Consider the following 25,372-nt stretch of genomic DNA (forward strand, 5'->3'; position numbering starts at 1 on the left):
GAATCGTAAGACCTCATTGACCTTTTGTTATATAATTTACAGAAAGATCCGATATAATGAATATGAGATCCAACGAAAAATAGACTTTAGTCCTGGCAGGTGTGTAACGTATGGCGGCATTTTTTAAATTGTTCGAAAAACCTGGTGTCAAGAGGTTTTCAGTATTTGTAGTATTAGCCACAGCATTATATCTATTAAGAGGAATGATGAATTTAATCCTCCTGACCTTCATTTTCACTTTTTTAATGAACCGGTTAGAAGAGGTCATAAGAGGCTTTTTAAATCGCTTCCTGAAAATAGGACAGAAATCAGTCATCACCATTTTGTACATCCTTCTAGCTGGTGGATTGACGTTTGGCGGCTTTGTGTTTGTGCCCATCATTGCTAAACAGGTGGAACAGTTATTTCATTTAGGGAAAAAGATTGCAGATCATCCACAAGATTTACCCTTCTTTGACGTCGTCACCAATGTGTTCGGAGATTTCAAAATATCTTCTTTCTTCGAGAAAGGGTTTAATTTCCTCTATACATACTTAACAGATTTCAGCACGTTCAGTATCCAGGTCATTATGTCCTTAATATTAAGCATGTTCTTCCTGTTCGAAAAGGAACGCCTCATTCAATTCATGAATAAGTTCAAAACGAGTAAAATCTCTGTGTTCTATCATGAAATTGCCTTCTTTGGACGTAAGTTTTCCAGAACATTTGGTAAGGTACTTGAAGCACAGTTCATCATTGCAACAGTTAACTGTGTCTTAACGACAATTGCGCTTGGCATTATGGGCTTCCCGCAATTATTTGGATTAGCAGTCATGGTCTTCTTGTTAGGTTTAATTCCGGTAGCGGGTGTGGTCATCTCCCTTGTTCCACTCAGCATCATTGCGTATACACTTGGAGGCGGAATGTACGTCCTATATATTGTGCTGGTGATTGTGATCATCCATGCCATTGAAGCCTACTTCTTAAATCCGAAGCTCATGTCAGCTAAAACAGAGCTCCCTATTTTCTTCACGTTTATTGTCCTGATCTTTTCTGAACACTATATTGGCATTTGGGGACTGATTATCGGCATCCCAATCTTTGTGTTTATCTTAGATATCTTGGAGGTCACGAATAAGGAAGAAAGTAATTAAAAAGTTCATATGAACCTGTTTACAATTTTCTAAAAATAAGGTATAAATAGTATGAAAATATCATATTACCACACGCTTAATCCTTCTAAAGGAATGGGGGACCCAAGTTTTTGGGGTGAATTTTTCTTATTTTAAGAAAAAAGGACATCTCTTCGTCCTAACCCGTCAGCTAACCTCATCAGCGTGAAGAGAGTAGACAGTGGTACACGTATGGACACGCAGGCCCACGAGAAGACTCTCTCGTGGGCCTTTTTGACGAGGAAGGGGAGATTTTATTGAAGCTTGCGACGAAAATTATTATTGCTTTAATTGTAGGTGCAATCACAGGACTACTGCTCAACATTTTTGCTCCAAATGTATTCAAAGTGTTAGACCCTTATCTATTTACACCTCTAGGTCAAATCTTCTTAAACCTGATTAAAATGTTAGTTGTACCGATTGTCTTCTTTTCGATCACACTTGGTGTAGCAGGCCTTGGCGATCCGAAAAAACTTGGCAGGATCGGCGTAAAAACCATTACTTACTTTCTACTCACTACGACTTTTGCCATCATTATTGGCATTTCATTGGCCTTACTTATTAAGCCAGGCGCATTTGGCAATTTTGATACGAAAGCGGCAGAATATTCCGCTGAGGAAGCCCCATCAATGGCAGACACACTACTCAATATTATTCCAACCAATCCAGTCCAATCTCTAGTTGAAGGAAATATGCTTCAAATTATCGTCTTCTGTGTATTTTTAGGTCTTGGCATTGCCTTGCTCGGTAAAAAAACAGAAGGTTTGCTGAAGCTGTTTGAACAAGGAAATGAATTAATGATGTATCTTGTCGGTGTTGTGATGAAATTCGCACCGTACGGGACATTCGGTTTGATCGCAACGGCAATTGGCAGTCAGGGGCTCGATGCCATGAAAGCGATGGGACTTTACTTCTCAGTCGTCTTAATTGCGCTGATCTTGCATTTCTTCCTGACCTATGGGTCAACCGTTGCCCTATTAGCTAAACGAAATCCAATGGCATTCTTCAAAGGATTTTCTCCAGCGATGGTTGTGGCATTTAGTACATCAAGCAGTAACGCAGTGCTGCCAGTATCAATGGAAACAGCTCAAAAGCGCTTAAAGGTGCCAGAACCTATTTCAAGCTTTGTGCAGCCGCTAGGTGCGACCATTAATATGGATGGTACAGCGATCATGCAAGGGGTTGCGACTATTTTTATAGCACAAGTGTATGGAGTTGAATTAACCCTTGTTCAAATGCTGACAGTTGTCTTAACGGCAGTACTAGCAAGTATTGGCACAGCAGGTGTCCCAGGGGTAGGGCTCATCATGCTAGCCATGGTTTTAAATTCCGTGAATCTTCCAGTTGAGGGCATTGCGCTGATCCTTGGCATAGACCGCTTATTAGACATGGCAAGAACCGTGGTCAATATTACAGGTGACGCAGCATGTGCGGTGATTGTTTCTGAAACCGAGAAGAAACATGAGAAGGAAGCACCAACACCTAATTTATCACTGTAACAACAAGAAGGGCTGACTGGATCAGCCCTTTTTTTCGTGGAACGGCTTGTCTAGCGTGATATACTTTTTACAGGATGAGCGGCCGTAACTGCCGCCATAGGTTTTACATCAGAAGGAGGAACCACTTTGCAGTCTGCTGTTCTACACATAGAGAACGTCGATAAACAAATTGGCCGGCATCAAATTTTGCAACATATTTCGATGGACATTAGGCAAGGAGAAATTGTTGGTTTACTTGGACCGAATGGGTCTGGAAAAACGACCTTGATTCGATTGATTGTTGGCTTGATGAAAAAAAACAACGGCCGGATCATCATTAATGGATATTCTCAAGATGATGATCATCTAAAAGCGATGTCATCTGTTGGGGCGATCATAGAAAATCCGGAATTTTATTCATATTTAACAGGTTTTGAAAACCTTGAGCTGTATGCATCTATGCATGATGGAGTTTCAGAAGAGCGCATTTTTGAAGTGGTAAAAAGAGTTCGTCTGGAGCACGCCATTCATCAGAAGGTCAAAACGTATTCACTAGGGATGAAACAAAGGCTCGGGATTGCACAAGCCATTTTGCATAAGCCCAATCTGCTCATTTTAGATGAACCAACAAATGGGCTTGATCCCGCAGGAATGAAGGAGTTTCGAGAGCACTTGCAAATGCTTGTACAAGAAGAAGGTGTCTCTGTGTTATTTGCTACACATCTTTTGCATGAAGTAGAAGAGCTTTGTGACCGCATGATCATCATCCAAAAAGGACAGATCAAAGCCAATACAAACCTTCGCGACATGGAAGGAAAAGAGCAGGTGCTGATGAATATTCAGCCAGTAGAAAAGGCAGTTTCATGGCTAGATACGCAAGGATATACATATGAACAAAGGGATCAGCATGTACTGGTTCAACTGAATAAAGACCGTGTGCCGGAGCTGAATAAACAGCTTGTCTTAGCAGAATTTGATGTACTTGAAATGACGCCTCAAAAACAATCAATTGAAGAGGCCTTTATGAAATGGACGGAAGGCGGGACGGCAGATGCTTCAACTCATCAAGAATGAACATAAAAAAATCACGAGACAAAAGATCACATTCATTGCACTTGGACTGATTGTTGTCTTTCAATTGACGATGGCTCTAGCATTGAAACGAGTCATTTCCGGGCTTGGCGGGCAAGATACAGTCGCGAACTATTTTGCTTATTCCACGAATGTTGTGTTTATTTTACAAGTGTTCGCTGTCGTGATTGGCGCCACATTGATCTCAACAGAGTTTCAAAAAAGAACCATCAAGTTCTTGTTGATCAGGCCGAAGACAAGGCTTCATATTTTCTTGTCAAAATACATCACTCTTGTGCTGATGGTCCTTTACCTGTTTGTTTTTTATTATGTGTTCGCTTTTCTTTTTGGCCTTATTTTCTTTGGTACTGATTTTGATGAAAGCACTGGGCGGTTATTTCTGCACACATTTGCTGTGATTGGATCACAGTGGGTGGAAGTAGTCATGATGGCAAGCTTTGCTTTTCTGTGCTCAAGTTTGTTTAGAAACAGTCTGATTGCACTTGTGACTTCATTTTTCGTCTTATACGCGGCGAAATCACTAGTGTCGATCATGTCTCTGTTAGAAAATCAGTGGGGGAAAATTCTACTTTTCGCTAATACGGACTTCACACAATACAGTTTTCAAGGTCCGCCGCTCTTTCAGGGCATGAGCCCTCTTTTTTCGCTATTCATTGTAGGGGCGCATTTCGTTTTCTTTGTTGGTGCTGCTTGGCTCCTTTTTTGGAAGCGTGATGTAAATGTGTAAAAATTGTGTCAAATAACAAGAAAAATTCGTGACATCTTTGTGAAAACGAGTCTGTATTTCACGATAACCGGCTGGTTTTGTCTTATAATAAGACAGAGTCATGGAGGTGGCACTATCGTGAAAAATTTTATTACGGCTTTACCTATTTTGTTGCTGTTGTCGTTTTCGTTTGTGTCTTTTGCCTTCCAGTTTGATCATCTTGTTTATTTCAGACTAGCGCTAGGGATCTTTTCATTAGCGGGTCTTTTCTTTCTGTATACACTTAAAAGAAACATGAAATGGTTCATGGTCTATTTATATGCGAGCTGGATCGTTCTTGCTGCCGTTACGACATTTGAAGAACCCGTGTTCTCACAATTCTTTTTCGGTGGTTTAACGATGACAATGGGTTATCTAACATATATGCTCATCTATTTAGGAATGAAGCAAGACCGTGTAGCGAAATCACATTAAAACAAAAGCCGATAAAATCGAAGAATAGATTTTATCGGCTTTTTCTTTTCTTCAGGCAAATAAAAAAGCAGCCATCTGTTTGACTGCTCTTCTTGTGTTTATGATTCACGTCCAGCAGCGGCAAGCTGCTTCTGGTGCTTTTTGTCGATGGTTGCGTATATACTTTCCATCATCTTAGGGTCTCGCATGATCGCTTCTTTGTTTTCTTCAATCAATTGCTGATACGTTTTGATTTTCTTCTTAGACATGTAACTCAACGCTCCTTTGGTAGAATGGACTCTATAAGATTTCACACGGATGAAATTGATAATCATTTTCAATTAGCATCTCCATTATACAAAGCAGAATGTCATAAGTAAAGATTCAATTCAGAAAATTCACGTAACCGACATATTCCCATCCATATCGACGATGAATTCTTTCCCAGGAAATAATCCGCTGTCAAACCTTGTCATGAAATCAGATCAAACATTCCTGTCGATGTTGAAACATTTTAGCCGCACATCTCGTCTTATGAAGAGATTTGATTTAAAAGGATATAAAAAAAGACACCAGCATGAGTTGGCTGATGTCTCCATTCAAATGAGTTATGAAACGTGTTCTTGAAGAAACTCTGTTACTTCTTCAGGTGATTTAGCGTTGGCACTGTGTAAATGACCTGTTTTTTCGCCATTTTTGAAAATTAACAGGCTAGGAATTCCCATGACCTGATACGTTTCCGCTAACTCAGGAAAGTCGTCTTTGTTTATTTCAAACCATTCATTCTGAGCATAAGCCTCTAAGATGTCTGGAATGAACATGTCCATTCTAGTGCAATCAGGGCACCATGTCGCAAAGAATTTAACGATGACCTCTTTGTCTGATTGAATGATTTCGTTGAATTGTTCAGTGCTTGTAATTTTTTTCAATTTGTCACAACTCCTTTTCAATGTCATTTTAATATAAAATAAAGGCGAATGACATACAAATGCTCGGGGGGCGCTTACAACCTTTACAAATCATTTCAATTCCGTAACAACAAAAATTAATTAGAGCATTTTTGCTTGAAAGTGATAAGATAGTAAAGATGAATTTTAGTGGGGGGAGTATCCATTGAAAATAAGTTTAGGATTGGTTTACGGCGGAAAGTCAGCCGAACATAATGTATCACTGCAAACAGCCCTTGCAGTTACGAAAGCACTTAATACTGAGAAGTTCGATATACATCCAATTTATATTACAGAAGAGGGCGAATGGCTAAGAGGAGAAAAACTCACTGAACCAGTATCAAACGTCAAAATGCTTCAATTTGAACAAAATGCAAAGACGTTTTTACCAACTTCTTTAAATGAAAGCATGTTTCCACAACCTGCATCTGCTGATGAAAAGATTGATGTTGTCTTTCCATTGCTACATGGGCCAAATGGTGAAGATGGGACCATGCAAGGGTTACTTGAACTATTGAATATCCCGTATGTCGGTAACGGCGTTCTCGCGTCTGCTGCGGGTATGGATAAAGTCATGATGAAAGATGTGTTTGCTCAAGCTGGGCTTGCGCAGGCAAAGCATCTTTCCTTCAATAAAAAGGATTATGAGAAAGCCATATCAGACAGTCTAGAACAGGTAGAAGCAGTACTTGGGTATCCTTGTTTTGTGAAACCTGCCAACATGGGATCAAGTGTCGGAATTAGTAAATGCCGCAGCAAAGAAGAGCTTCAAACAGCATTTGATTTGGCTTTCCAATATGATCGTCGTGTTGTTGTGGAAGAAGGCGTTGTAGGACGAGAAATTGAAATTGGTGTATTAGGAAATGACGAGCCGAAATGCTCAGTCGTTGGTGAAATTGCACCTAAAACAGATTTTTATGACTACAAAGCAAAATATGAAGATGGCGATACAGATTTGATCATTCCTGCGAGTGTGTCAGAGGAAGAGTACAAGACAATTCACGATATGGCGATTAAGGCATTTAAAGCCATTGATGGATCTGGCCTCGTACGTGCAGATTTCTTCCTAACAGAAGAAGGCGAAGTGCTGATCAATGAAGTGAATACAATGCCAGGGTTCACACCTTTTAGTATGTTCCCGCTGCTTTGGAAACATACTGGTGTAGAGTATCCTGAGCTGATTGAGAAGCTGGTGTCACTTGCAATTGAACGCCATCAAGAAAAACAAACCATTAAAACCACTTTTTAATGTAAGAAGCAAGCAGACACTATCCTACAGGTAGTGTCTCTTTTCCTTCAAACGTGAAATGAGAAAGAGAGGCGAAAAAACATGATCAAACGTACAGTGAAACAAGTCGCCCAAATGGCTGGTGGCACATTATCGAATGAAGCTTTTGGCGAAGAACAGATACACGGAGTGACAACAGATACACGAAAAGTATCAAAAGGCGCACTATTTATCCCGCTTATTGGGGAACATTTTAACGGTCACACTTTTGCTTCAAAAGCAGTGGAGCTTGGAGCGGCAGCGGTTCTTTGGAATCAAACAGAAGCGAATCCACCGTTCGGTGTACCTGTCATTCTTGTAGAGGATACTCTGACAGCACTCCAACAGCTTGCAAAATCATACTTAAAAGAAGAAAACCCTCGAGTTGTCGGTATTACTGGAAGTAATGGCAAAACAACGACGAAAGATATGATCCATTCTGTCCTACAAACGACATACAGAGTCCACAAAACGGATGGCAACTTTAATAATCACATTGGACTTCCGCTGACCATCCTTGCGATGCCAGAAGGAACCGAGATTGCTGTACTAGAGATGGGCATGAGTGCAAAAGGGGAAATCGAATTTTTATCTAAACTCGCTGAACCTGATGCAGCTGTCATCACGAATATTGGAGAATCTCATATGCAGGATTTAGGATCAAGAGAAGCCATTGCAGATGCAAAATGTGAGATCACAAAAGGGTTAAAAGAGGATGGGACTTTTTATTATTTAGGAGACGAGCCTTTACTCCGCCAAAGAGCAAATGCCCTGGCACGCAGCGTAAAAACGTTTGGAGAATCAGAGGACTGTGATATCAAGGTGATTCACATCCACCAACTCGCTGAAGGCACTGAATTTCAAGTGGAGGGATATGCTCAAGGGTTTCTCATTCCTGTATTAGGGAAACACAATGTAAAGAATGCTCTTGCAGCTATTGCAATCGGCCAGCATTTCGGTCTGAATGAAAGACAAATTGCCCAAGGGCTGATGCAAACGAAATTGACAGGCATGCGTTTAGAACTGTTTAAAACAGATAAGGGCATCACGGTTATCAACGATGCGTATAATGCGAGTCCTACGTCGATGAAAGCAGCGATTGATCTTGTAGGAGATATGGACGGCTTTGCTAACCGCATACTCGTTCTCGGAGATATGCTGGAGATGGGCAGTGAAGAAGAGACCTATCATTTTGAAGTAGGGGAGTACATCAAGCCTGAGTTTATTGATCATGTTTTAACGTTTGGCCGTCTTGGCGCATTCATTGCTGAAGGAGCAAAGAAAGCATTTGGAGACGACCGCGTGTCTTCTTATATGGACAAAGAAGAACTGAAGAAAAAACTAACGGATGTGGCAGGACCTGACGATGTCGTTCTGGTCAAAGCTTCCCGTGGCATGAGATTGGAAGACGTTATTACTGCACTATAAATCAGATCGGCAAAGAAGGTGACAGGGTGATTGGCTGTCTATGTATACACGGTTTTACTGGTGCCCCGTATGAAGTAGAGCCGCTTGCGGAATATTTAAAGCAGACGACAGATTGGACGGTACAATCTGTCACGCTTCCGGGGCATGGGGAGGAACTTCAGCTCAAAGGTATTCTCTATCAGGAGTGGATTGCCACCGCTGAATTAGAACTCTTATCCCTTTACCGAACATGTGACACCATTTATTTGGTCGGCTTTTCTATGGGCGGGATGATTGCCTCATATTTAGCAGCGAAGTATCCAGTGGCCCGTCTTGTTCTGTTAAGTGCTGCTGCTAAATATGTAAACCCAAAACAAATGATTCAAGACACAAGGCAGATGGTGAAGGAATCCTTGTCTGGTTTGATTGAGACGAACCCATTGTATGATCGATATCGTCATAAGCTGACGAGTACACCGCTATCAGCTGCTGTAGAATTTATGAAATTGGTGAAGCAAACGAAAGGTTCTCTTGAAAAGCTTCATCTACCTGTCTTGATCGTTCAAGGTGAAAGTGATGGGATCGTCCCCGCTTCTAGTGCAGAATTCATTTATCATAAAATCCCGTCCCGTCAGAAAGAAATGTTCTATTTACCTGATTGTAAACATCACGTTTGTCATGAGCCTTGTGCACAGCAATTGTTTGAGAAAGTCGAACAATTTCTAAAAAAAACAATTTAATCTATAGAAAAGCTAAAATGTGGCTAAACTAATATAAATTGAATCCCACTTGTTAAAATTTGCATCATTTTTGTCGAATGAGTGACAGGCCTATGTTACAATAGGTAAGAAAAGGTGGTCGATTCGGTTGTTTCAATATGACGGAAAAACCTTTATCCCGCAGTCTAATTCGAGCAATGGGGAAGTATCGGAAGGAACCGTATTTCAATATCGTCAGGACGGGAATATTTTAACGGGCACATATCAAGGCGGCAGTATTCAATCTGGCGTGCTTGTAGGAACTGTGAATATAGACGGAGCACTTCATTTTAGATATCATCATGTTAGTAAGGATGGCAGCATGAGAAGCGGTTCATGTCATTCCACTCCTAAGCAGCTGGATAACGGAAAAATTCAACTGTTTGAAAAGTGGAAATGGATGGACGGAGATCAAAGTGAAGGTGAATCGGTCATTGTCGAGCAGTAGATATATCCATTTCTGTCTTGTTGAAAAACAAATAGTGTAATGGTAAGATATAATGTAGGGTAATTCGGGCTTTGTATATAATGGACCTGTCCTTTCATACAAAGGGCAGTTTTTAATGATCATTCACGAGATTACTGAAACAGCAATTAGAAGGAGTTTGAATAATTTGACTATAACGTTTCAAGATTTTCAATTAAGCGAAAGTCTCATGAAAGCTATTAACCGCATGGGATTTGAAGAAGCAACACCGATTCAAGCGGAAACAATTCCTCTCGGTCTTCAGAATAAAGATGTCATTGGACAAGCACAAACAGGAACAGGAAAAACTGCAGCGTTTGGTATTCCTCTTGTAGAAAAAATCGACCCAGCGTCTCCAAATATCCAAGCGATTATCATTGCGCCAACAAGAGAATTAGCGATTCAAGTATCTGAAGAGCTATACAAAATTGGCCAAGACAAGCGTGCGCGCGTACTTCCGATTTACGGTGGACAAGATATCGGTCGCCAAATCCGTTCGCTCAAGAAAAATCCTCATATCATCGTAGGGACTCCAGGACGTTTACTCGATCACATTAACCGTCGTACAATGCGTCTTCAAAATGTTGAAACAGTCGTGCTTGATGAAGCAGACGAAATGCTAAACATGGGTTTCATCGAAGACATTGAATCGATCCTTTCAAATGTACCAAGTGAACACCAAACACTTTTATTCTCTGCGACAATGCCTGCACCAATTAAGCGTATTGCAGAACGTTTCATGACAAACCCAGAACACGTAAAAGTAAAAGCGAAAGAAATGACTGTATCTAACATCCAGCAGTTCTACTTGGATATCCATGAACGTAAAAAGTTTGATACATTGACTCGTCTTCTTGACATTCAATCACCTGAGCTTTCAATTGTCTTCGGCCGTACAAAGCGCCGCGTTGACGAATTGACTGAAGCACTGAACCTTAGAGGTTATACAGCTGAAGGAATTCATGGTGACTTGACTCAAGCGAAACGTATGGTTGCGCTTCGTAAATTCAAAGAAGGTTCAATCGATGTGCTTGTAGCAACAGACGTTGCAGCACGTGGACTTGATATTTCAGGCGTAACACACGTGTATAACTTTGACGTGCCACAAGATCCAGAAAGCTATGTACACCGTATTGGTCGTACTGGACGTGCTGGACGTACAGGTATGGCGATGACATTCATCACACCACGTGAAAAAGATATGCTTCGTGCGATCGAGCAAACGACTAAACGTAAAATGGATCGTATGAAAGAACCAACACTAGATGAGGCAATCGAAGGACAACAACAAGTAACCATTGATCGTCTGCGCACAATCATCAGTGAAAACAACTTAAACTTCTACATGACAGCAGCTGCTGAATTATTAGAAGATCATGATTCTGTTACAGTGGTTGCGGCTGCCATCAAAATGATGACAAAAGAGCCAGATGCAACGCCTGTTCGTTTGACAGATGAAGCACCAATGGTTTCAAAACGCAATCGTAACAACCGCAGCTCTTCAAAACGTAGAGACGGTGGCGGCGGAGGCGGCTATCGCGGAAAAAGCCGTTCATCTTACGGTGATAAAAAGCGTTCTTCAAATGACCGCAATCGTTCTTCTAACGATCGTCGTCAAAAGAAATCTTATAACAACTAATTCAAAAGCGAATCCTTTGCAGGGTTCGCTTTTTTTAACAGGCCTAATGAAACTTTTTAGGCTTTCTTTCGTAATATATTGATAGAAAAGTAAGAGAATGGGGGAAGAATGTGAGAAAACAGCCGCAACGTCAAATCAGCTTAAATGGATTAAAAGTATGGCGTCTTCAAAATGGAATTATCTCATTGATTTTCTTATTCATCATCATTGGGGTATTTGTAGCTAGTTATTATTTTCAATGGCCATATTGGATTGGAGCCATCCTCATCGGTTTGTGGATTTTACAGGTCATCTTCGGAATCTGGCTCATACCGAAAATCCGCCATCACATCTGGCGCTACGAAGTATTTGAGAACGAAATTGAAATACAGCACGGACTGATTCGTGTCACACGTGTCATTGTGCCAATGGTACGTGTTCAGCATGTGGATACATCCCAAGGGCCGCTTTTAAGGCGCTACCGGTTGGCATCTGTTCAAATTTCTACTGCTGCGACAGTGCATGATATTCCGGCACTGGAATTAGAAGAGGCAGATGAGCTTCGCGATTACATATCTCGATTAGCAAGGGTGACGGAAGATGATGTCTGAACCAAAACGTGTACATCCAATCTCGATGTTCATTGATTTTATATCAGATGCCGTATCCATGATCAAAAACTTCATTATCCCTTTTTTCGTGCTTATTTTTGTGAACTCGAATTCAAGTATTCGTTTTTATGCGTTTATCATTCTTGGTGTGCTTCTTTTATGGAAAGCTGTTTCAACCGTTTTAGCATGGAGACGATTCACCTACCGAATGGAAGACGATGAATTTCGAGTAGAATCAGGTGTCATCACCAAAAAGAAAAAGTATATCTCATTAGAACGAATTCAAACGGTGAATACAAGTGAAGGCATCTTCCAGCGGATTTTCGGTTTGGTTCGGGTGCAAATCGAAACGGCAGGCGGGACGGATGGACCTGAAGTGAGCCTGACAGCCATTACAAAAGCAGAAGCTGAGCAATTAAAGCAATCGATTTTCAACCGGAAGAAAAGCTTGCAACAAGAAGAAATGAATGATGAAAATTTAGATTTCCCTGATCCTCTGACAGCGCAACAGCCTGTAGAAAAAGAAATCAGTGTTTCCTACAGAATGGGTATACCAGAGCTGCTTTTGGCTGCGACCACTTCAAGCGGAATCGGCGTCATTATTTCTGGGTGTCTCGCCATTTACACACAAATAGATGAAATTCTGCCTTTGGACGGATTCCTCAAACGGTTTTCTTTTTTAAGTCATGCGAGTGTTGAGATTTATGCGATTCTCATATTTATTGCCGTATTGATTGCGTGGATTCTTAGTGTTGGGGTAACAGCCCTTCAATATGCGAATTTTAACGCAAAACGAAAAGGGAAAGACATCATCATCACAAGAGGACTCATCGAAAGGCATCAAATGACCATTCCGCTTGCGAGAATTCAAGCAGTGAAAATCAAGGAAAATATTCTTCGTGAACCATTTGGTTTTGCGACGGTCATGCTTGTCAGCGCAGGAGGTTCCATTACAGAAAAAGAGACCTCTTCTGTCTTATTTCCACTCATACGGAAGAAAAAAATCAATGAATTGTTAACTCAATTTACAGATCAATATCAGCTGGCACCAGAAAGTGAATTGAAAAAAGTGCCGAAGCGTTCACTAAAACGTTATCTGATATCTTACGGATTTGTTCCATTACTTGTAGGTATAATCCTTTCTGTACGTTTTCCACCATGGGGGTATTTGGCGCTGATTCCATTACCATTTGCCTTGTTCTTTGGGTATTTAGCCTATAAACAATCAGGATATGTGATCAAAGATCAACTGATTCAATTAACGACAAGAGGTATCGGAAAGACCACCGGAATTGTTTTAAGAAAACGAATGCAAAACTATACGATGACCCAATCTTATTTTCAAAAGAAAGGGCGGGTGGCAAGTATTCACACCTTTGTGAAGTCCTCTGCCTTGCTTGATTCCTTTGGTGTGCATCACCTTGAAGAGGAAGACGCTGCACGTGTATGCGATTGGTATTCCTATGAAACGAATCAATCAACTTAAACCAAAAAATGTCGATCAGCTCCCGTTAAACGGAGTGATCGACATTTTTTATGAGCTTAATAGCGTCGTTTTTTTGAATGGAAGAATAGGGTGATCGGTGCTAGGATCATGCCGCCTATCAATCCAAATAAGTGGGCCATGATGTTGATGTTCGAGTTGACGAACGTCATAATGACAGAAACGCCGAGAATCGTTAAGATGACCTGAGAATTACCACGGTCCATCATATGCGGTTTAAATAGGACAAGATAAAGATAGACGCCAAATAAACCAAATATCGCACCAGAAGCCCCGACATGTACGTACTCTAAAGGCTCCACCCAATAGGTTCCGAGATTGCCAATGAATCCAGCACCCAGATAAATCACAAGAAATCGAACCTTTCCAAGCAAATACTCAAGTGCTGGAGCGAATAGGAAGAGCGACATGGAATTGAACAGAATATGTGTCAGACTTCCGTGAAGAAAAATAGGCGTTAAAAGCCGCCACCATTCTCCTGCTGCAACACCATAATTAAAACCAACGAGATGGTCCTGCCCAAGCTGGATCATTGGAATAGGGATTGCAAATAAAAGCCATAGGCCGATTTGCAAAGCAAGGATCGCTGTTACGATTGGATACGATCTAATAAATTGTTGAAAGCTCTCCGTTCGAATAAACATAACAAACCCCTTTTGACTAGATAATGGTAAGTTTATAGTAACACGTTTATGAAGCGAACATCCAAATTAGTACGAGTATCATAGGAGGTACCTCATGATTAAAGGAATCGGTATAGATATTGTAGAGATCGGCCGGCTGTCACGAGTTCTTAGCAGGCAGCCCCGTTTACCAGAAAGAATTTTGACTTTACGTGAACAGGAAGACTTTCGCACACTAAGTGAAAAGAGACAGCTGGAGTTTCTGGCAGGACGTTTTGCGGCGAAGGAAGCATTCGCAAAAGCATACGGTACGGGAATTGGTCAGTATGTCAGCTTTCACGACATCGAGATACAAAAAGATGCGAACGGAAAACCGTTCATCAAAAGTGAGAAAACAAAAGAAGACTACGTTCATGTATCCATTACACACACAAAAGAATATGCTGCAGCACAAGTTTTAATTGAAAGGTTGTCAAGCTAGTCTGCATATTGTTTGTCCCCCCTTCATATATTGGGTAGTGCGATAAGGAAGGGCGAGTTGCTAACAGGCTTTGATGGTTCGCGGTACGCAGTTAACTCTTGAGGCGTACTGTTAAAGTCAAACAAGCGGTTTCTTCCTTTTAACACAATTAACGAAGGGGTTGAAAAGGGTGAGAAAAAGCTTTGTTTTGCTTGTAACGGGGATCCTTTTTGTACTGATTCTCTCCGCATGCGGTCAAAAATCTCAACAGGATATCGTTGGAGATTTAAACAAAAAGGCAGAGGAAATGACATCATACAAAGCCAAAGCAAAAATGACCATTGAGACAGGAAATGATCCGCAGGAATACCATGTGGAAATTTGGTACAAGAAGCCGGAGCTTTACCGTGTCTACTTAGAAAATCCGAAGAAGGATCAGAGTCAAGTCATTTTAAGAAATGGCAATGGTGTATTTGTGCTGACACCTTCATTAAACAAAAGCTTCCGCTTCCATAGCGATTGGCCGAACAACAGCAGTCAGGTGTATTTATTTGAATCACTTGTGAAAGACATTAAAAATGACAGTGCAGCTCAGTTCAAAGCAAAAGAGTCGAAGTACGTTTTTGAAACAAAAACCAACTATCAGCACAACCAAATGCTGCCGACCCAAGAGATTACCTTTCATAAAAAAACAATGGCGCCTGCCAGTGTGAAAGTACTGGACAGCGATAAAAAGCCAATGGTGAAAGTAGAATTCTCTCACTTTGAATTCAACAAATCCTTTGACAAAGACGCCTTTGATGAGAAGAAAAATATGACACTTTCTCAAATGGATGTTGCCACAAGTGCAGATCCATCTGACAGCTTTGCGGTGAAAACACCAGTTGACATACCAGAGGGTGTGAAAAAGATGGAAGAGAAAGAAATGATGACAGATGCCGGGAAGCGTTATGTGATGACGTATGGCGGAAAGAAATCCTTCACGCTCATTCAGGAAAAAGCGCGGGTAGCAGAAGCGTCTACGCCTGTGACGATGAATGGCGAGCCAGTCGATCTTGGCATGACAGTGGGTGTTCTGACAGACAAATCTCTTTCTTGGACATCTGATGGAGTTGACTACTTAATTTCTTCAAGTGATCTATCGAAGGAAGAGCTCTTGATGGTTGCAAAGAGTGTAGAAGGCCAGTCAGCTAAATAAATACCTCAGGCGAGAGCCTTAGATATGAAACATCAGCCCTATACATGGGCTGATTTTCTTTGATTTGTTTCACTTTATTCCTGATTTTTAGTATCATATGAGGGGATTGAATCATTCAATAGGGAAGTGTGACGGATGGACACAAACGCCTTTTATAGAGACACATGGGCAGAAATTAATTTATCAGCAATCAAGCATAATGTTTCACATATGAAAGATCATATCGGTCAAAATGTTCAACTAATGGCTGTGGTGAAAGCCAATGCATATGGACATGGAGATATAGAAGTGACAAGAGCTGCTCTCAAAGCAGGAGCAGACGTATTAGCCGTCGCCTTTTTAGATGAGGCCATTTCTTTAAGAAATAAAGGCATCAAAGCACCAATACTGGTACTCGGCGCTGTACCTGCTGAATATGTCAAAGTCGCCGTTCGATACAATGTCATCATGACTGCATACTCCATCGATTGGCTGAGAGACGTCACCAACATGATGAAAGGGCAGATGGGACAGCCTATACGATTTCATTTGAAAATAGACAGCGGAATGAACCGATTAGGTGTGAAAACGATTGAGCAAGTGAACGAAGTGAAAAAACTTGTCAGCGAGCACTCTTATTTAAAGCTGGAAGGCGTATTTACTCACTTTGCGACAGCAGATGAAAAGGATGAGGCCTACTTTGATCGGCAGGTCGACACCTTTCAAACACTGCTTGAGCCGCTTCATACGGACAAGCTGCTCGTTCATTGCGCCAACAGTGCAGCGGGTCTAAGGTTTAAAGACGTCTTGTTTAATATGGTTCGCTTCGGTATCAGTATGTACGGGCTGTCGCCGTCAGAAGAAATCAAGGATGAACTGCCTTTCAAGCTCGAAGAAGCTATGTCTCTTCATACAAAACTTGCCCATGTGAAGCACATTCAAAAGGGTGAGAGTGTCAGCTACGGAGCAACGTATACAGCCAATCAAGATACGTGGATCGGCACGGTTCCAGTTGGCTATGCAGATGGATGGATCCGGAAGCTGGCAGGAACGGAAGTACTTGTTGGCGGAAAGCGCCGGAAGGTCGCCGGAAGGGTTTGTATGGATCAATTCATGGTTGAACTGAAAGACAAGCTTCCAGTAGGGGAACCGGTCGTTTTAATTGGTAAGCAAGGAGAAGACATGGTACCAGTCGATGAAATTGCTAAAAGACTTGAAACCATTAACTATGAAGTCACGTGCTCGATTGGCCACCGTGTTCCAAGAGTATATATAGAAGACGGCAAAAGAGTGCAAGTGCGGAATCCACTTCTTCAAGGCGGGTCAAGTTTTTTATAAACAACATTCAAAAAGAACGATAGTCAAACTGACCTCGTTCTTTTTTATTCGACAAAAATAGGGTGAACATTCTCCCTTTTTTAGAGATTTTGGAAATACCGTATGATTTTCGGAAAAAAGCGTATAATGGGAAAGAGGAACTCCATTATCATCTTGATTTACGGGTGGCGAGCCGCTTCATGTTCTAATAAGAAATCATGAAAAAACAGCTTTGCTTGTGCATTGAATAATGGTATGATTAGTCTTGGAATGGATCGATACGGAATCCGTAAGTTTTGTGGAGGTGTATGTTTTTTGTCTGAATCCAGCGCAACAAACGAAATGAAGATTCGACTGCCGGAGACTTTAATGTCTGAGATCGAACGAGTAGCAGAGCAGGATAAGGTAACAAGAAATGAATTGATCTACCGAGCGACAAAAACGTATATTCGTGAACGTAATATTCGACAAAATCGTGAATCGATGAGACGCGGCTACATGGAGATGGCGAAAATTAATCTGAATATCTCTTCAGAAGCACAATACGCAGAGTTTGAGGCTGAGAATACAGTTGAGCGATTAGTCAGCGGGGGTTAAACATTTGATTGTTAAACGCGGTGATGTTTACTTTGCTGATTTATCTCCTGTTGTTGGCTCCGAGCAGGGCGGGGTTCGCCCAGTATTGGTGATTCAAAATGACATTGGAAATCGCTTCAGCCCGACTGCTATCGTTGCAGCCATAACAGCCCAAATACAAAAAGCGAAATTACCGACTCACGTCGAAATTAATGCAAAGCGCTACGGCTTTGAACGAGATTCTGTCATTCTTTTGGAACAGATTCGTACGATCGATAAACAAAGATTGACAGATAAAATCACACATCTTGATGATGAGATGATGGAGAAGGTTGATGAAGCCTTACAAGTTAGTTTGGCTCTTATTGATTTTTAATATGGTGATACTTGGTTGCTCTATTGGGAGCAACTTTTTTTGTGTTCAATTTTTTTTAACGTTATAATGAAGAAAGACTAAAGAAGAGCTTTAAATGTAAGTAGGGGGTAAAACATGTCGAATCATATCGTGTTAGCTTTTGCAAGAAAGCACCAAAAGGAATTAGAAACAGAGTGGACGGACATTTTAAAACGACTCGGAGAAAAAGAAACGGACATGATGCTGAACGACAAAATGTATGAAACCATCTGTTCGGAATATGTTCAACTCATCATTACATCTCTTTCAGAGGGGGATCATGAGGATTTTGAAGAAAAAGTGCAAAATTTTGCTTTGAAAATCGTTCAAATGGGTATATCACTTAAGTTACTGGCAAACGGTCTAACGGAAATCCGTACACATTTATATGAAAAAATGAACGATGACAAAGATACAACACAAGAAAGTCATGACCTCATCTGGCAAATCGATCGATTCATCACACCCATCCATAATGAGATCTTAAACCAGTATTCCATCTCATGGGAAAAAACCGTCAGCCTTCAAAAAATTGCGCTGCAGGAACTTTCTGCCCCGCTAATCCCTGTGTTTGAGCACATCACCGTCATGCCACTTGTTGGCACAATTGATACAGATCGTGCGAAAAAAATTATGGAGAACCTGCTTAATGGTGTCGTCAAACATCGCTCACAGGTCGTCTTGATTGATATCACGGGTGTACCTGTCGTAGACACAATGGTGGCCCACCATATTATTCAAGCGTCAGAGGCTGTGAGATTAGTAGGAGCGAAGTGTTTACTTGTCGGTATTCGCCCAGAAATAGCCCAAACAATCGTTAACCTTGGAATTGATTTATCTCAGGTTACAACAAAGAATACCCTTCAAAAAGGAATTCAAACTGCTTTGGAAATGACAAATCGAAAAATTGTTTCATTGGAGGGATAACCAATTGAGAAATCACCCGAAGATTCCAATCTTAAAATTATATAATTGTCTTCTGATTTCAATACAGTGGGAGCTTGATGATCAAACAGCTCTTCACTTTCAAGAAGACTTACTGAATAAAATTCATGAAACAGGAGCAAACGGTGTGGTCATTGACTTAACATCCGTCGATATGATTGATTCATTTATCGCAAAGGTATTAGGCGATGTGATCACCATGTCCAAGCTCATGGGGGCAAAAGTTGTATTAACAGGAATACAGCCGGCAGTCGCTGTGACGCTTATTGAACTTGGCATTTCACTGGAAGAAATTCAGACAGCACTAGATCTTGAACAAGGGCTTGAGACACTGAAGCGGGAATTGGGGGAATAGATATGAAAGACCAATCCTGTGTAAAAATATTGACGGAATGGGACATAGTCGCAGCAAGACAATTGGGGCGGAATGTTGCAAAAGAACTTGGTTTTGGAACAGTTGACCAAGCAAGAATTACGACGGCCATTTCAGAATTAGCTCGAAACATCTATTTATACGCTGGTAAAGGTCAGATTTGTATAGAAGAAGTGATGGAGCGCGGAAAGCGTGGACTCAAAGTCATCGCAGCCGATGAGGGGCCTGGCATCATGGATATACGTAAAGTAATGGAAGACGGATTTTCTACATCAGGCGGACTCGGAGCAGGCTTGCCGGGCGTCAGAAGACTGATGGATGAATTTAAATTAGATTCCGCACCAGAACAAGGAACGGAGATACAAGCTGTCAAGTGGCTTCGCTAGGAGGGAAACCATGGATTTTAAGGAGGTAATGGAGCAGCGTTATCATCAGCTGCTCAGTCGTTATATCAGTGATTTAACTGAAACATCGCTTTATCAAGCTCAAAAATTTAGCCGTAAAACCATTGAGCATCAAATACCTCCTGAAGAAATAGTGAGTGTTCACCGAAAAGTGATTCAGGAGCTTTACCCTGATTTGCCGGAAGATGTCTTTCATTCACTAGACTTCTTAATTGAAGTCATGATTGGATACGGACTTGCCTACCAGGAGCATTTAACACTAAGAGGCATCCAGCAAGAAATTAAGTCGGAAATTGAAATTGCTGCAAATGTTCAGCAAACCCTTCTGGAAACGAAAATTCCAGAAGGAGACACATTTGATATCGGAGCCATCAGTGTGCCGGCAAAACAGATGAGTGGGGATTATTACCATTTCGTAACAGATCACGATACAATCAATATCGCGATTGCAGACGTCATTGGGAAAGGCATTCCAGCTGCGCTCTGTATGTCGATGATTAAGTATGCGATGGATTCCTTGCCAGAGTCAGGCAGCGGCCCAACGAAAGTGCTCAAAACCCTTAATCGTGTGGTCGAGCAAAACGTAGACCCAAGCATGTTTATCACCATGTTTTATGGCAGCTATAATAAAGAAACACATGAATTTAAGTACGCATCGGCTGGACATGAGCCGGGCTTTTTCTATTGCAATAAAGAGAATCAATTTTACGATTTAGATGCAAAGGGTCTTGTGCTTGGAATTGCACCAGATTTTGATTATAAGCAGTATGAGAAGCATTTGGACGTAGGGGATATGGTGATCTTATTCTCTGATGGTGTCACAGAATCCAAATCGGAGGATGGCTTCCTAGAGCGTGAGGATATCAAAGCCCTGATATCTGAGAACCTATCCTATTCAGCTCAGGAAATGGTGGATGCCATCTATGACAGCTTACTCAAGCTGCAAGAATTTCAGCTGCATGATGATTTTACGTTACTTGTCCTCAAAAGGAAGGTTTAGAAAGTGCATAGACGGGTATATAAAATTCAAGGAAACAAGAATTTCGAGGTGAATGCATAATGAATATGTCTGTAAAAGAGCATCAAATAGATCAAAAAACGAAAATTAGTGTTAGTGGAGAAATCGATGTGTACTCTGCTCCTCAGCTAAGAGAAACACTCATGCCTAAAGCCGAGGCGGGAGAGCATCTAGAGATCTGTTTGAAGGATGTTACGTATATGGATAGTACAGGATTAGGTGTATTTGTTGGGTTGTTTAAAGCAGCTCAAAAAGCAGGTGGAACACTAAAGCTTGAGAACTTGTCAGAGCGGCTTGTAAGGTTGTTTGAAATTACTGGATTAAAGGACATCATTGACATTTCTGCAAAGTCAGAGGGTGGGGTACAATGAACGAATCAGTAGATCTAATCGAGATGAAAATACCGGCAAAACCAGAATATGTAGGCATCATTCGTCTGACTCTTTCAGGCGTAGCGAGCCGAATGGGCTATGTCTACGAAGAGATTGAAGACTTAAAAATTGCCGTCAGTGAGGCTTGTACAAATGCAGTTCAGCATGCCTATAAAGGAAAAGACGGTGAAGATGGAGAGGTAGCTGTTCGCTTTCTTGTCTACGAAGATCGTCTAGAAATCATTGTCGCAGACAAAGGCGGTAGCTTTGACTTTAAGCAAAAGCAGGAAGACCTAGGGCCGTACACATCTGCTCATACGGTGGATCAATTGGCAGAAGGAGGTCTTGGTTTATACTTAATGCAAACATTGATGGATGAAGTCGAGGTGCAAGCAAACTCCGGAGTTACCGTGGCGATGACAAAGTTTTTAAACAGGGAGCGAGTTGACCATGACACAACCATCCAAAACTATGAAACTAACTAAAGATGAAGTGGATCGCCTCATTCAAAGCTATCAATCCAACCAAGACGAGCAGGCGCAGCTGACACTAGTTGAGTGTTATACAAATCTTGTGGATATGCTCGCGAAGAAATACTCCAAAGGAAAAAGCTTTCATGAGGATTTAAGACAAGTTGGAATGATTGGTCTACTTGGCGCAATTAAGCGTTATGATCCACTTGTCGGTAAATCATTTGAGGCATTTGCCATTCCAACCATTATCGGGGAAATCAAACGCTTTTTACGTGATAAAACATGGAGTGTCCATGTACCAAGACGAATTAAAGAGCTTGGACCAAGAATCAAGATGGCAGTTGATCACCTGACAACGGAAACGCAAAAGTCACCTAAAGTACAAGAAATCGCAGAATATCTAGATGTAACAGAAGAAGAAGTTCTTGAAACAATGGAGATGGGCAAAAGCTATCAAGCGCTGTCTGTTGACCAAGGCGTAGAGGCAGATTCTGAAGGAAGCACTGTGACGATTTTAGACGTCGTCGGCTCACAAGAAGAAGGGTACGAACGTGTAAACCAAAAAATGATGCTTGAAAGTGTGCTTCACGTTCTGACAGATAGAGAAAAAGAAATTATCAATCTCACGTATTTGCAAAATAAAAGCCAGAAAGAAACAGGCGATTTACTCGGCATATCTCAAATGCATGTATCAAGGCTGCAGCGGAAGGCAGTTAAAAAGCTACGAGATGCATTGTCAGAAGATGCGTCTATGGAGCTAGGGTAATGAAGCAGATCGAACAGCATGAGCATGTAAACGCCATTATCTATCAATCGAACAAAGAAGGAAAATCATGCTGCGGGGACAGTTTTTTTATTAAAGCAGATGATGAAGAACTAATTTGTGCTGTAGCAGACGGATTAGGCAGCGGCCAGTTCGCCAATGAATCATCTTCTTTAGTCAGCGAAATTGTCGAAGAATATGGACATGAGGATGTAATAACCCTCATTGATAGATGCAATCAGGCCATGAAAAATAAACGCGGGGCCACTGTAGCCATATTAAAGGTGAATTTTTCCCAACAGCAGTTTACCTATTGTTCGGTTGGTAACATTCGTTTTATCTTGAATGCACCTTCTGGCGACTATATTTATCCACTTCCGACATCAGGATATCTATCAGGTAAACCTAGAAAATACAAAACATACACCTATTCCTACGAAAAAGGTTCGACATTCATTATGTATTCAGACGGGCTGAATGTGCCAAACATGCGAATGTGTTTAAAGCATAGCCATTCAGTTGCAGACATCGCAAAAGAACTTGAAACATACACACAAGACAAGAAAGACGATCTCACCTATGTACTTGGTCAGCTTACATGAAATAGCTGACCTTTTTTCTGTTTTGCCGGTTTTTTTGATACACTAAAAGAGAAGACACAGTGAGAGGATGCAAAGTATGAAGACATCTGACTTTTTATTGAAACAAATTGCGACAGAATTAAAGCTTTCAACAAAACAAATTGGAAGTGTGATCCAGCTATTAGAGGATGGCAATACCGTCCCGTTTATTGCACGCTACCGGAAAGAGCAGACAGGCTCACTAGACGAGGTGCAAATTCAAACCATTTCTGAACGCTATACATATATCCAAAATGTGACGAATCGAAAAGAAGAAGTGATTCGCTTAATCGCTGAACAAGACAAATTAACAGATGAATTAAAACAGAAGATCGAACAGGCGCATAAGTTGCAAGAGGTCGAAGATTTATATCGTCCATTTAAACAAAAGCGTAAAACAAAGGCAAATGTAGCCAAAGCAAAAGGACTTGAGCCGCTGGCGGAGTATTTACTGAAGCTGCCAAACGATGAGATCGAAAAGAAAGCATCGGCTTTTATTAATGAAGAAAAAGAAGTCACAACCGCAGAAGAAGCACTAGAGGGCGCCCAGCACATCATTGCTGAACAGCTTGCGGATGATCCTGATATGCGGAAATGGATTCGCAGTGAGACGTACCAAAAGGGAAGTCTTGTCACATCAGGAAAAGATGTTGAAAACGACGAGAAAAACGTCTATGAAATGTATTACGACTATCAAGAGCCGATTAAAAAAATTGTGCCTCATCGTGTACTTGCGGTCAACCGAGGCGAGAAAGAAGGGATTTTGAAAGCAACCATCGAACCACCTGCTGAAAATATTCGTTTCTACCTCGATAAACAAGTCTTAAAAGGCAAGCAAACGACGGCGAGGCCTTACATTGAAGCGGCCATTGATGATGCATACAAGCGCTTGATTCAGCCTTCAATTGAACGGGAAATACGAAAAGAGCTGACAGAAAAAGCAGAGGAACAAGCCATTCATATTTTCGCTGAAAACTTAAGAAAGCTCCTACTTCAACCGCCGATGAAAGGGAAACGTGTACTTGGGGTAGACCCTGCGTTTCGTACAGGCTGTAAATTAGCCGTCGTGGATGATACAGGAAAAGTCCATCATATTGGCGTCATTTATCCGCACCCGCCTGTGCAGAAAAAAGCGGAAGCCAAACAAAAAGTGAAAGAAATCATTCAATCATCCAACATTGAAGTCATTGCGATCGGAAACGGAACAGCCTCAAGAGAGACCGAACAATTCATCGCAGACTTGATCCAAGAGCTGGACCAGCCAGTTTCATATTTGATCGTGAATGAAGCAGGGGCAAGTGTATACTCTGCATCTGCACTGGCAAGAGAAGAGTTTCCAGACTTGCAAGTGGAAGAAAGAAGTGCCATTTCCATCGCTAGAAGGTTGCAGGACCCATTAGCAGAGCTCGTGAAAATAGATCCGAAGTCTGTCGGAGTAGGCCAATACCAACATGACGTGAGCCAAAAGCAATTAAACAGCTCGTTAACCTTCGTGGTGGAGACGGTCGTCAACCAAGTCGGTGTGAACGTTAATACAGCTTCACAGGCACTGCTGCAATATGTGTCAGGTCTTTCAAAAGCCGTCGCAGGGAACATCGTCAAGCGCCGCGAAGAGATTGGCAGATTCACAAGCAGAAAAGAGCTGAAGGATATCCCAAGGCTTGGTGCAAAGACTTATGAGCAGTGTATCGGCTTCCTGCGCATCACAGATGGACAAGATCCACTTGATCGCACGGGTATTCACCCTGAAAGCTATAAAGAAACAAAACAGTTCTTACGCATGATAAACATGACGCCAGACGATCTTGGAACAGAACAGTTAAAAGAGAAAATGGCTGAGGTCAAGTTAGACGAAGCCGCACAGCAGCTTGACATTGGTCCAATTACACTCCAGGATATCATTGATCAGCTCACAAGACCTGAGCGTGATCCGCGCGATGAAGTACCAAAACCTCTTTTGAAAACAGATGTGTTGAAATTGGAGGACTTGAAGCAAGGGATGGAGCTACAAGGAACGGTGAGAAACGTCGTAGACTTCGGCGCATTCGTTGATATTGGTGTAAAGCAGGATGGACTTGTCCACATTTCCAAGCTAAGCAATCGATTTGTGAAACATCCGCTTGACGTGGTATCAGTTGGTGATATTGTGACCGTTTGGGTAGACTCCGTTGACCAGGCAAAAGGCCGAGTGGCTCTTTCGATGCTAAAACCAGAGTAAACAAAAAACGAGGCGCACCTTAGGATGGGGTGTGCCTTGATGTGACTGAATGCTTTTTTCTATAGAAGTACCAGCATTGATTGAGCAATTTGATTTGATAATGATTTTTCTCATAAAATGCTTTCTGCATCTGATTTTTCAGCCAGTTGGGCATCGCCCATTCCTCCTTTGATCAAAACAGT

The 25,372-nt window shown here is 41.5% G+C and carries 30 protein-coding genes and 1 riboswitch; of the genes, 26 read left to right on the top strand and 4 right to left on the bottom strand.

Annotated features, from left to right (window positions below):
• The first annotated feature begins 110 nt into the window (after positions 1-110).
• The 5 genes from MHI58_RS02515 to MHI58_RS02535 all read left to right on the top strand — a co-directional run bounded on the left by MHI58_RS02515 (position 111) and on the right by MHI58_RS02535 (position 4,901).
• Positions 111-1,133: an AI-2E family transporter gene (locus tag MHI58_RS02515; protein WP_007496515.1), complete on the top strand. Its 1,023-nt coding sequence runs from the start codon at positions 111-113 to the stop codon at positions 1,131-1,133.
• A gap of 63 nt (positions 1,134-1,196) precedes the next feature.
• Positions 1,197-1,331, top strand: a riboswitch (cyclic di-AMP (ydaO/yuaA leader).
• Between the two features lie 77 nt (positions 1,332-1,408).
• Positions 1,409-2,650, top strand: a complete 1,242-nt coding sequence (locus tag MHI58_RS02520) for a dicarboxylate/amino acid:cation symporter (RefSeq protein WP_025206789.1) — start codon at positions 1,409-1,411, stop codon at positions 2,648-2,650.
• 126 nt (positions 2,651-2,776) lie between these two features.
• On the top strand, positions 2,777-3,703 hold the full coding sequence (locus MHI58_RS02525) for an ABC transporter ATP-binding protein (RefSeq protein ID WP_041092990.1): 927 nt from the start codon (positions 2,777-2,779) through the stop codon (positions 3,701-3,703).
• On the top strand, positions 3,681-4,448 hold the full coding sequence (locus tag MHI58_RS02530) for an ABC transporter permease (protein ID WP_024720482.1): 768 nt from the start codon (positions 3,681-3,683) through the stop codon (positions 4,446-4,448). Before MHI58_RS02525 ends, MHI58_RS02530 begins: the two co-directional genes overlap by 23 nt.
• A gap of 117 nt (positions 4,449-4,565) precedes the next feature.
• Positions 4,566-4,901, top strand: coding sequence for a hypothetical protein (locus tag MHI58_RS02535; protein ID WP_017366657.1), 336 nt, complete (start codon positions 4,566-4,568; stop codon positions 4,899-4,901).
• Positions 4,902-4,999: 98 nt separating this feature from the next.
• Here the strand turns inward: MHI58_RS02535 and fbpB are convergent, their stop codons facing one another.
• Both fbpB and MHI58_RS02545 read right to left on the bottom strand, forming a co-directional pair.
• Complete coding sequence (gene fbpB / locus MHI58_RS02540; protein WP_017366658.1) at positions 5,000-5,149, bottom strand: Fur-regulated basic protein FbpB; 150 nt, start codon at positions 5,147-5,149, stop codon at positions 5,000-5,002.
• Positions 5,150-5,488: 339 nt separating this feature from the next.
• Complete coding sequence (locus MHI58_RS02545; RefSeq protein WP_008346934.1) at positions 5,489-5,809, bottom strand: thioredoxin family protein; 321 nt, start codon at positions 5,807-5,809, stop codon at positions 5,489-5,491.
• Positions 5,810-5,993: 184 nt separating this feature from the next.
• On the opposite strand from MHI58_RS02545, the gene MHI58_RS02550 reads away from it, so the two are divergent.
• The 7 genes from MHI58_RS02550 (at position 5,994) to MHI58_RS02580 (ending at position 13,440) form a co-directional block, all read left to right on the top strand.
• A complete protein-coding gene (locus MHI58_RS02550; RefSeq protein WP_019744208.1) occupies positions 5,994-7,076 on the top strand; it encodes a D-alanine--D-alanine ligase in 1,083 nt (360 codons plus the stop codon).
• Positions 7,077-7,157: 81 nt separating this feature from the next.
• Positions 7,158-8,522 (top strand): UDP-N-acetylmuramoyl-tripeptide--D-alanyl-D-alanine ligase, encoded by a 1,365-nt coding sequence (gene murF, locus MHI58_RS02555; protein ID WP_045035108.1) that lies wholly within the window; start codon positions 7,158-7,160, stop codon positions 8,520-8,522.
• A gap of 26 nt (positions 8,523-8,548) precedes the next feature.
• Positions 8,549-9,241, top strand: a complete 693-nt coding sequence (locus tag MHI58_RS02560) for a carboxylesterase (protein ID WP_045035109.1) — start codon at positions 8,549-8,551, stop codon at positions 9,239-9,241.
• Positions 9,242-9,368: 127 nt separating this feature from the next.
• Complete coding sequence (locus MHI58_RS02565) at positions 9,369-9,707, top strand: hypothetical protein (protein WP_045035110.1); 339 nt, start codon at positions 9,369-9,371, stop codon at positions 9,705-9,707.
• 166 nt (positions 9,708-9,873) lie between these two features.
• Positions 9,874-11,364 carry a DEAD/DEAH box helicase gene (locus tag MHI58_RS02570; protein ID WP_041507152.1) on the top strand — a complete coding sequence of 497 codons (1,491 nt, stop codon included), beginning with the start codon at positions 9,874-9,876 and terminating at the stop codon, positions 11,362-11,364.
• A gap of 110 nt (positions 11,365-11,474) precedes the next feature.
• Complete coding sequence (locus MHI58_RS02575) at positions 11,475-11,954, top strand: PH domain-containing protein (protein WP_008346922.1); 480 nt, start codon at positions 11,475-11,477, stop codon at positions 11,952-11,954.
• Complete coding sequence (locus tag MHI58_RS02580; RefSeq protein ID WP_041507151.1) at positions 11,944-13,440, top strand: PH domain-containing protein; 1,497 nt, start codon at positions 11,944-11,946, stop codon at positions 13,438-13,440. The genes MHI58_RS02575 and MHI58_RS02580 overlap by 11 nt, the downstream gene beginning before the upstream one ends.
• 56 nt (positions 13,441-13,496) lie before the next feature.
• Here the strand turns inward: MHI58_RS02580 and MHI58_RS02585 are convergent, their stop codons facing one another.
• Positions 13,497-14,102: a rhomboid family intramembrane serine protease gene (locus tag MHI58_RS02585; RefSeq protein ID WP_007496491.1), complete on the bottom strand. Its 606-nt coding sequence runs from the start codon at positions 14,100-14,102 to the stop codon at positions 13,497-13,499.
• A gap of 94 nt (positions 14,103-14,196) precedes the next feature.
• On the opposite strand from MHI58_RS02585, the gene acpS reads away from it, so the two are divergent.
• The 14 genes from acpS to MHI58_RS02655 all read left to right on the top strand — a co-directional run bounded on the left by acpS (position 14,197) and on the right by MHI58_RS02655 (position 25,190).
• Positions 14,197-14,562 carry a holo-ACP synthase gene (acpS, locus tag MHI58_RS02590; RefSeq protein WP_041507150.1) on the top strand — a complete coding sequence of 122 codons (366 nt, stop codon included), beginning with the start codon at positions 14,197-14,199 and terminating at the stop codon, positions 14,560-14,562.
• Between the two features lie 160 nt (positions 14,563-14,722).
• On the top strand, positions 14,723-15,739 hold the full coding sequence (locus tag MHI58_RS02595) for an outer membrane lipoprotein-sorting protein (protein WP_100325738.1): 1,017 nt from the start codon (positions 14,723-14,725) through the stop codon (positions 15,737-15,739).
• A gap of 135 nt (positions 15,740-15,874) precedes the next feature.
• Positions 15,875-17,056 (top strand): alanine racemase, encoded by a 1,182-nt coding sequence (alr, locus tag MHI58_RS02600; protein WP_045035111.1) that lies wholly within the window; start codon positions 15,875-15,877, stop codon positions 17,054-17,056.
• 294 nt (positions 17,057-17,350) lie between these two features.
• Positions 17,351-17,632 (top strand): hypothetical protein, encoded by a 282-nt coding sequence (locus MHI58_RS02605; protein ID WP_012008995.1) that lies wholly within the window; start codon positions 17,351-17,353, stop codon positions 17,630-17,632.
• Positions 17,633-17,636: 4 nt separating this feature from the next.
• Positions 17,637-17,987, top strand: a complete 351-nt coding sequence (ndoA, locus tag MHI58_RS02610; RefSeq protein ID WP_003214169.1) for a type II toxin-antitoxin system endoribonuclease NdoA — start codon at positions 17,637-17,639, stop codon at positions 17,985-17,987.
• A 114-nt stretch (positions 17,988-18,101) separates the two neighbouring features.
• On the top strand, positions 18,102-18,932 hold the full coding sequence (locus MHI58_RS02615; RefSeq protein WP_017358395.1) for an RsbT co-antagonist protein RsbRA: 831 nt from the start codon (positions 18,102-18,104) through the stop codon (positions 18,930-18,932).
• Between the two features lie 4 nt (positions 18,933-18,936).
• Complete coding sequence (gene rsbS / locus MHI58_RS02620; protein ID WP_003214235.1) at positions 18,937-19,305, top strand: RsbT antagonist protein RsbS; 369 nt, start codon at positions 18,937-18,939, stop codon at positions 19,303-19,305.
• 2 nt (positions 19,306-19,307) lie between these two features.
• The gene (locus tag MHI58_RS02625; protein WP_003214085.1) at positions 19,308-19,709 is read left to right on the top strand and encodes an anti-sigma regulatory factor; all 402 of its coding nucleotides are present in this window, start codon (positions 19,308-19,310) and stop codon (positions 19,707-19,709) included.
• A 10-nt stretch (positions 19,710-19,719) separates the two neighbouring features.
• Positions 19,720-20,727: a PP2C family protein-serine/threonine phosphatase gene (locus tag MHI58_RS02630; RefSeq protein WP_012008997.1), complete on the top strand. Its 1,008-nt coding sequence runs from the start codon at positions 19,720-19,722 to the stop codon at positions 20,725-20,727.
• 59 nt (positions 20,728-20,786) lie between these two features.
• Entirely contained in the window at positions 20,787-21,116 is a 330-nt protein-coding gene (locus MHI58_RS02635; RefSeq protein ID WP_017358393.1) for an anti-sigma factor antagonist, read from the top strand.
• Positions 21,113-21,601, top strand: coding sequence for an anti-sigma B factor RsbW (gene rsbW, locus MHI58_RS02640; protein WP_041507147.1), 489 nt, complete (start codon positions 21,113-21,115; stop codon positions 21,599-21,601). The genes MHI58_RS02635 and rsbW overlap by 4 nt, the downstream gene beginning before the upstream one ends.
• A complete protein-coding gene (gene sigB, locus MHI58_RS02645) occupies positions 21,567-22,355 on the top strand; it encodes an RNA polymerase sigma factor SigB (RefSeq protein ID WP_012009000.1) in 789 nt (262 codons plus the stop codon). The genes rsbW and sigB overlap by 35 nt, the downstream gene beginning before the upstream one ends.
• On the top strand, positions 22,355-22,954 hold the full coding sequence (locus tag MHI58_RS02650; RefSeq protein WP_024719202.1) for a PP2C family serine/threonine-protein phosphatase: 600 nt from the start codon (positions 22,355-22,357) through the stop codon (positions 22,952-22,954). Before sigB ends, MHI58_RS02650 begins: the two co-directional genes overlap by 1 nt.
• Positions 22,955-23,030: 76 nt before the next feature.
• Positions 23,031-25,190, top strand: a complete 2,160-nt coding sequence (locus MHI58_RS02655) for a Tex family protein (RefSeq protein WP_045035112.1) — start codon at positions 23,031-23,033, stop codon at positions 25,188-25,190.
• A 19-nt stretch (positions 25,191-25,209) separates the two neighbouring features.
• Here the strand turns inward: MHI58_RS02655 and cmpA are convergent, their stop codons facing one another.
• Positions 25,210-25,344, bottom strand: coding sequence for a cortex morphogenetic protein CmpA (gene cmpA / locus MHI58_RS02660; RefSeq protein ID WP_008346893.1), 135 nt, complete (start codon positions 25,342-25,344; stop codon positions 25,210-25,212).
• Positions 25,345-25,372 lie beyond the last annotated feature (28 nt).

Origin of the sequence: Bacillus sp. FSL K6-2869 (assembly GCF_040869405.1) — a bacterium.
GTDB lineage: Bacteria > Bacillota > Bacilli > Bacillales > Bacillaceae > Bacillus > Bacillus altitudinis.

Coding starts and splice junctions, on each gene's coding strand:
- MHI58_RS02580 (WP_041507151.1), top strand. CDS start 11,944: ATGATGTCTGAACCAAAACGTGTACATCCAATCTCGATGTTCATTGAT.
- alr (WP_045035111.1), top strand. CDS start 15,875: ATGGACACAAACGCCTTTTATAGAGACACATGGGCAGAAATTAATTTA.
- sigB (WP_012009000.1), top strand. CDS start 21,567: ATGACACAACCATCCAAAACTATGAAACTAACTAAAGATGAAGTGGAT.
- fbpB (WP_017366658.1), bottom strand. CDS start 5,149: ATGTCTAAGAAGAAAATCAAAACGTATCAGCAATTGATTGAAGAAAAC.
- MHI58_RS02615 (WP_017358395.1), top strand. CDS start 18,102: ATGTCGAATCATATCGTGTTAGCTTTTGCAAGAAAGCACCAAAAGGAA.
- MHI58_RS02650 (WP_024719202.1), top strand. CDS start 22,355: ATGAAGCAGATCGAACAGCATGAGCATGTAAACGCCATTATCTATCAA.
- cmpA (WP_008346893.1), bottom strand. CDS start 25,344: ATGCCCAACTGGCTGAAAAATCAGATGCAGAAAGCATTTTATGAGAAA.
- acpS (WP_041507150.1), top strand. CDS start 14,197: ATGATTAAAGGAATCGGTATAGATATTGTAGAGATCGGCCGGCTGTCA.
- MHI58_RS02515 (WP_007496515.1), top strand. CDS start 111: ATGGCGGCATTTTTTAAATTGTTCGAAAAACCTGGTGTCAAGAGGTTT.
- MHI58_RS02530 (WP_024720482.1), top strand. CDS start 3,681: ATGCTTCAACTCATCAAGAATGAACATAAAAAAATCACGAGACAAAAG.
- MHI58_RS02655 (WP_045035112.1), top strand. CDS start 23,031: ATGAAGACATCTGACTTTTTATTGAAACAAATTGCGACAGAATTAAAG.
- MHI58_RS02630 (WP_012008997.1), top strand. CDS start 19,720: ATGGATTTTAAGGAGGTAATGGAGCAGCGTTATCATCAGCTGCTCAGT.
- rsbW (WP_041507147.1), top strand. CDS start 21,113: ATGAACGAATCAGTAGATCTAATCGAGATGAAAATACCGGCAAAACCA.
- MHI58_RS02635 (WP_017358393.1), top strand. CDS start 20,787: ATGAATATGTCTGTAAAAGAGCATCAAATAGATCAAAAAACGAAAATT.
- murF (WP_045035108.1), top strand. CDS start 7,158: ATGATCAAACGTACAGTGAAACAAGTCGCCCAAATGGCTGGTGGCACA.
- MHI58_RS02585 (WP_007496491.1), bottom strand. CDS start 14,102: ATGTTTATTCGAACGGAGAGCTTTCAACAATTTATTAGATCGTATCCA.
- MHI58_RS02625 (WP_003214085.1), top strand. CDS start 19,308: ATGAAAGACCAATCCTGTGTAAAAATATTGACGGAATGGGACATAGTC.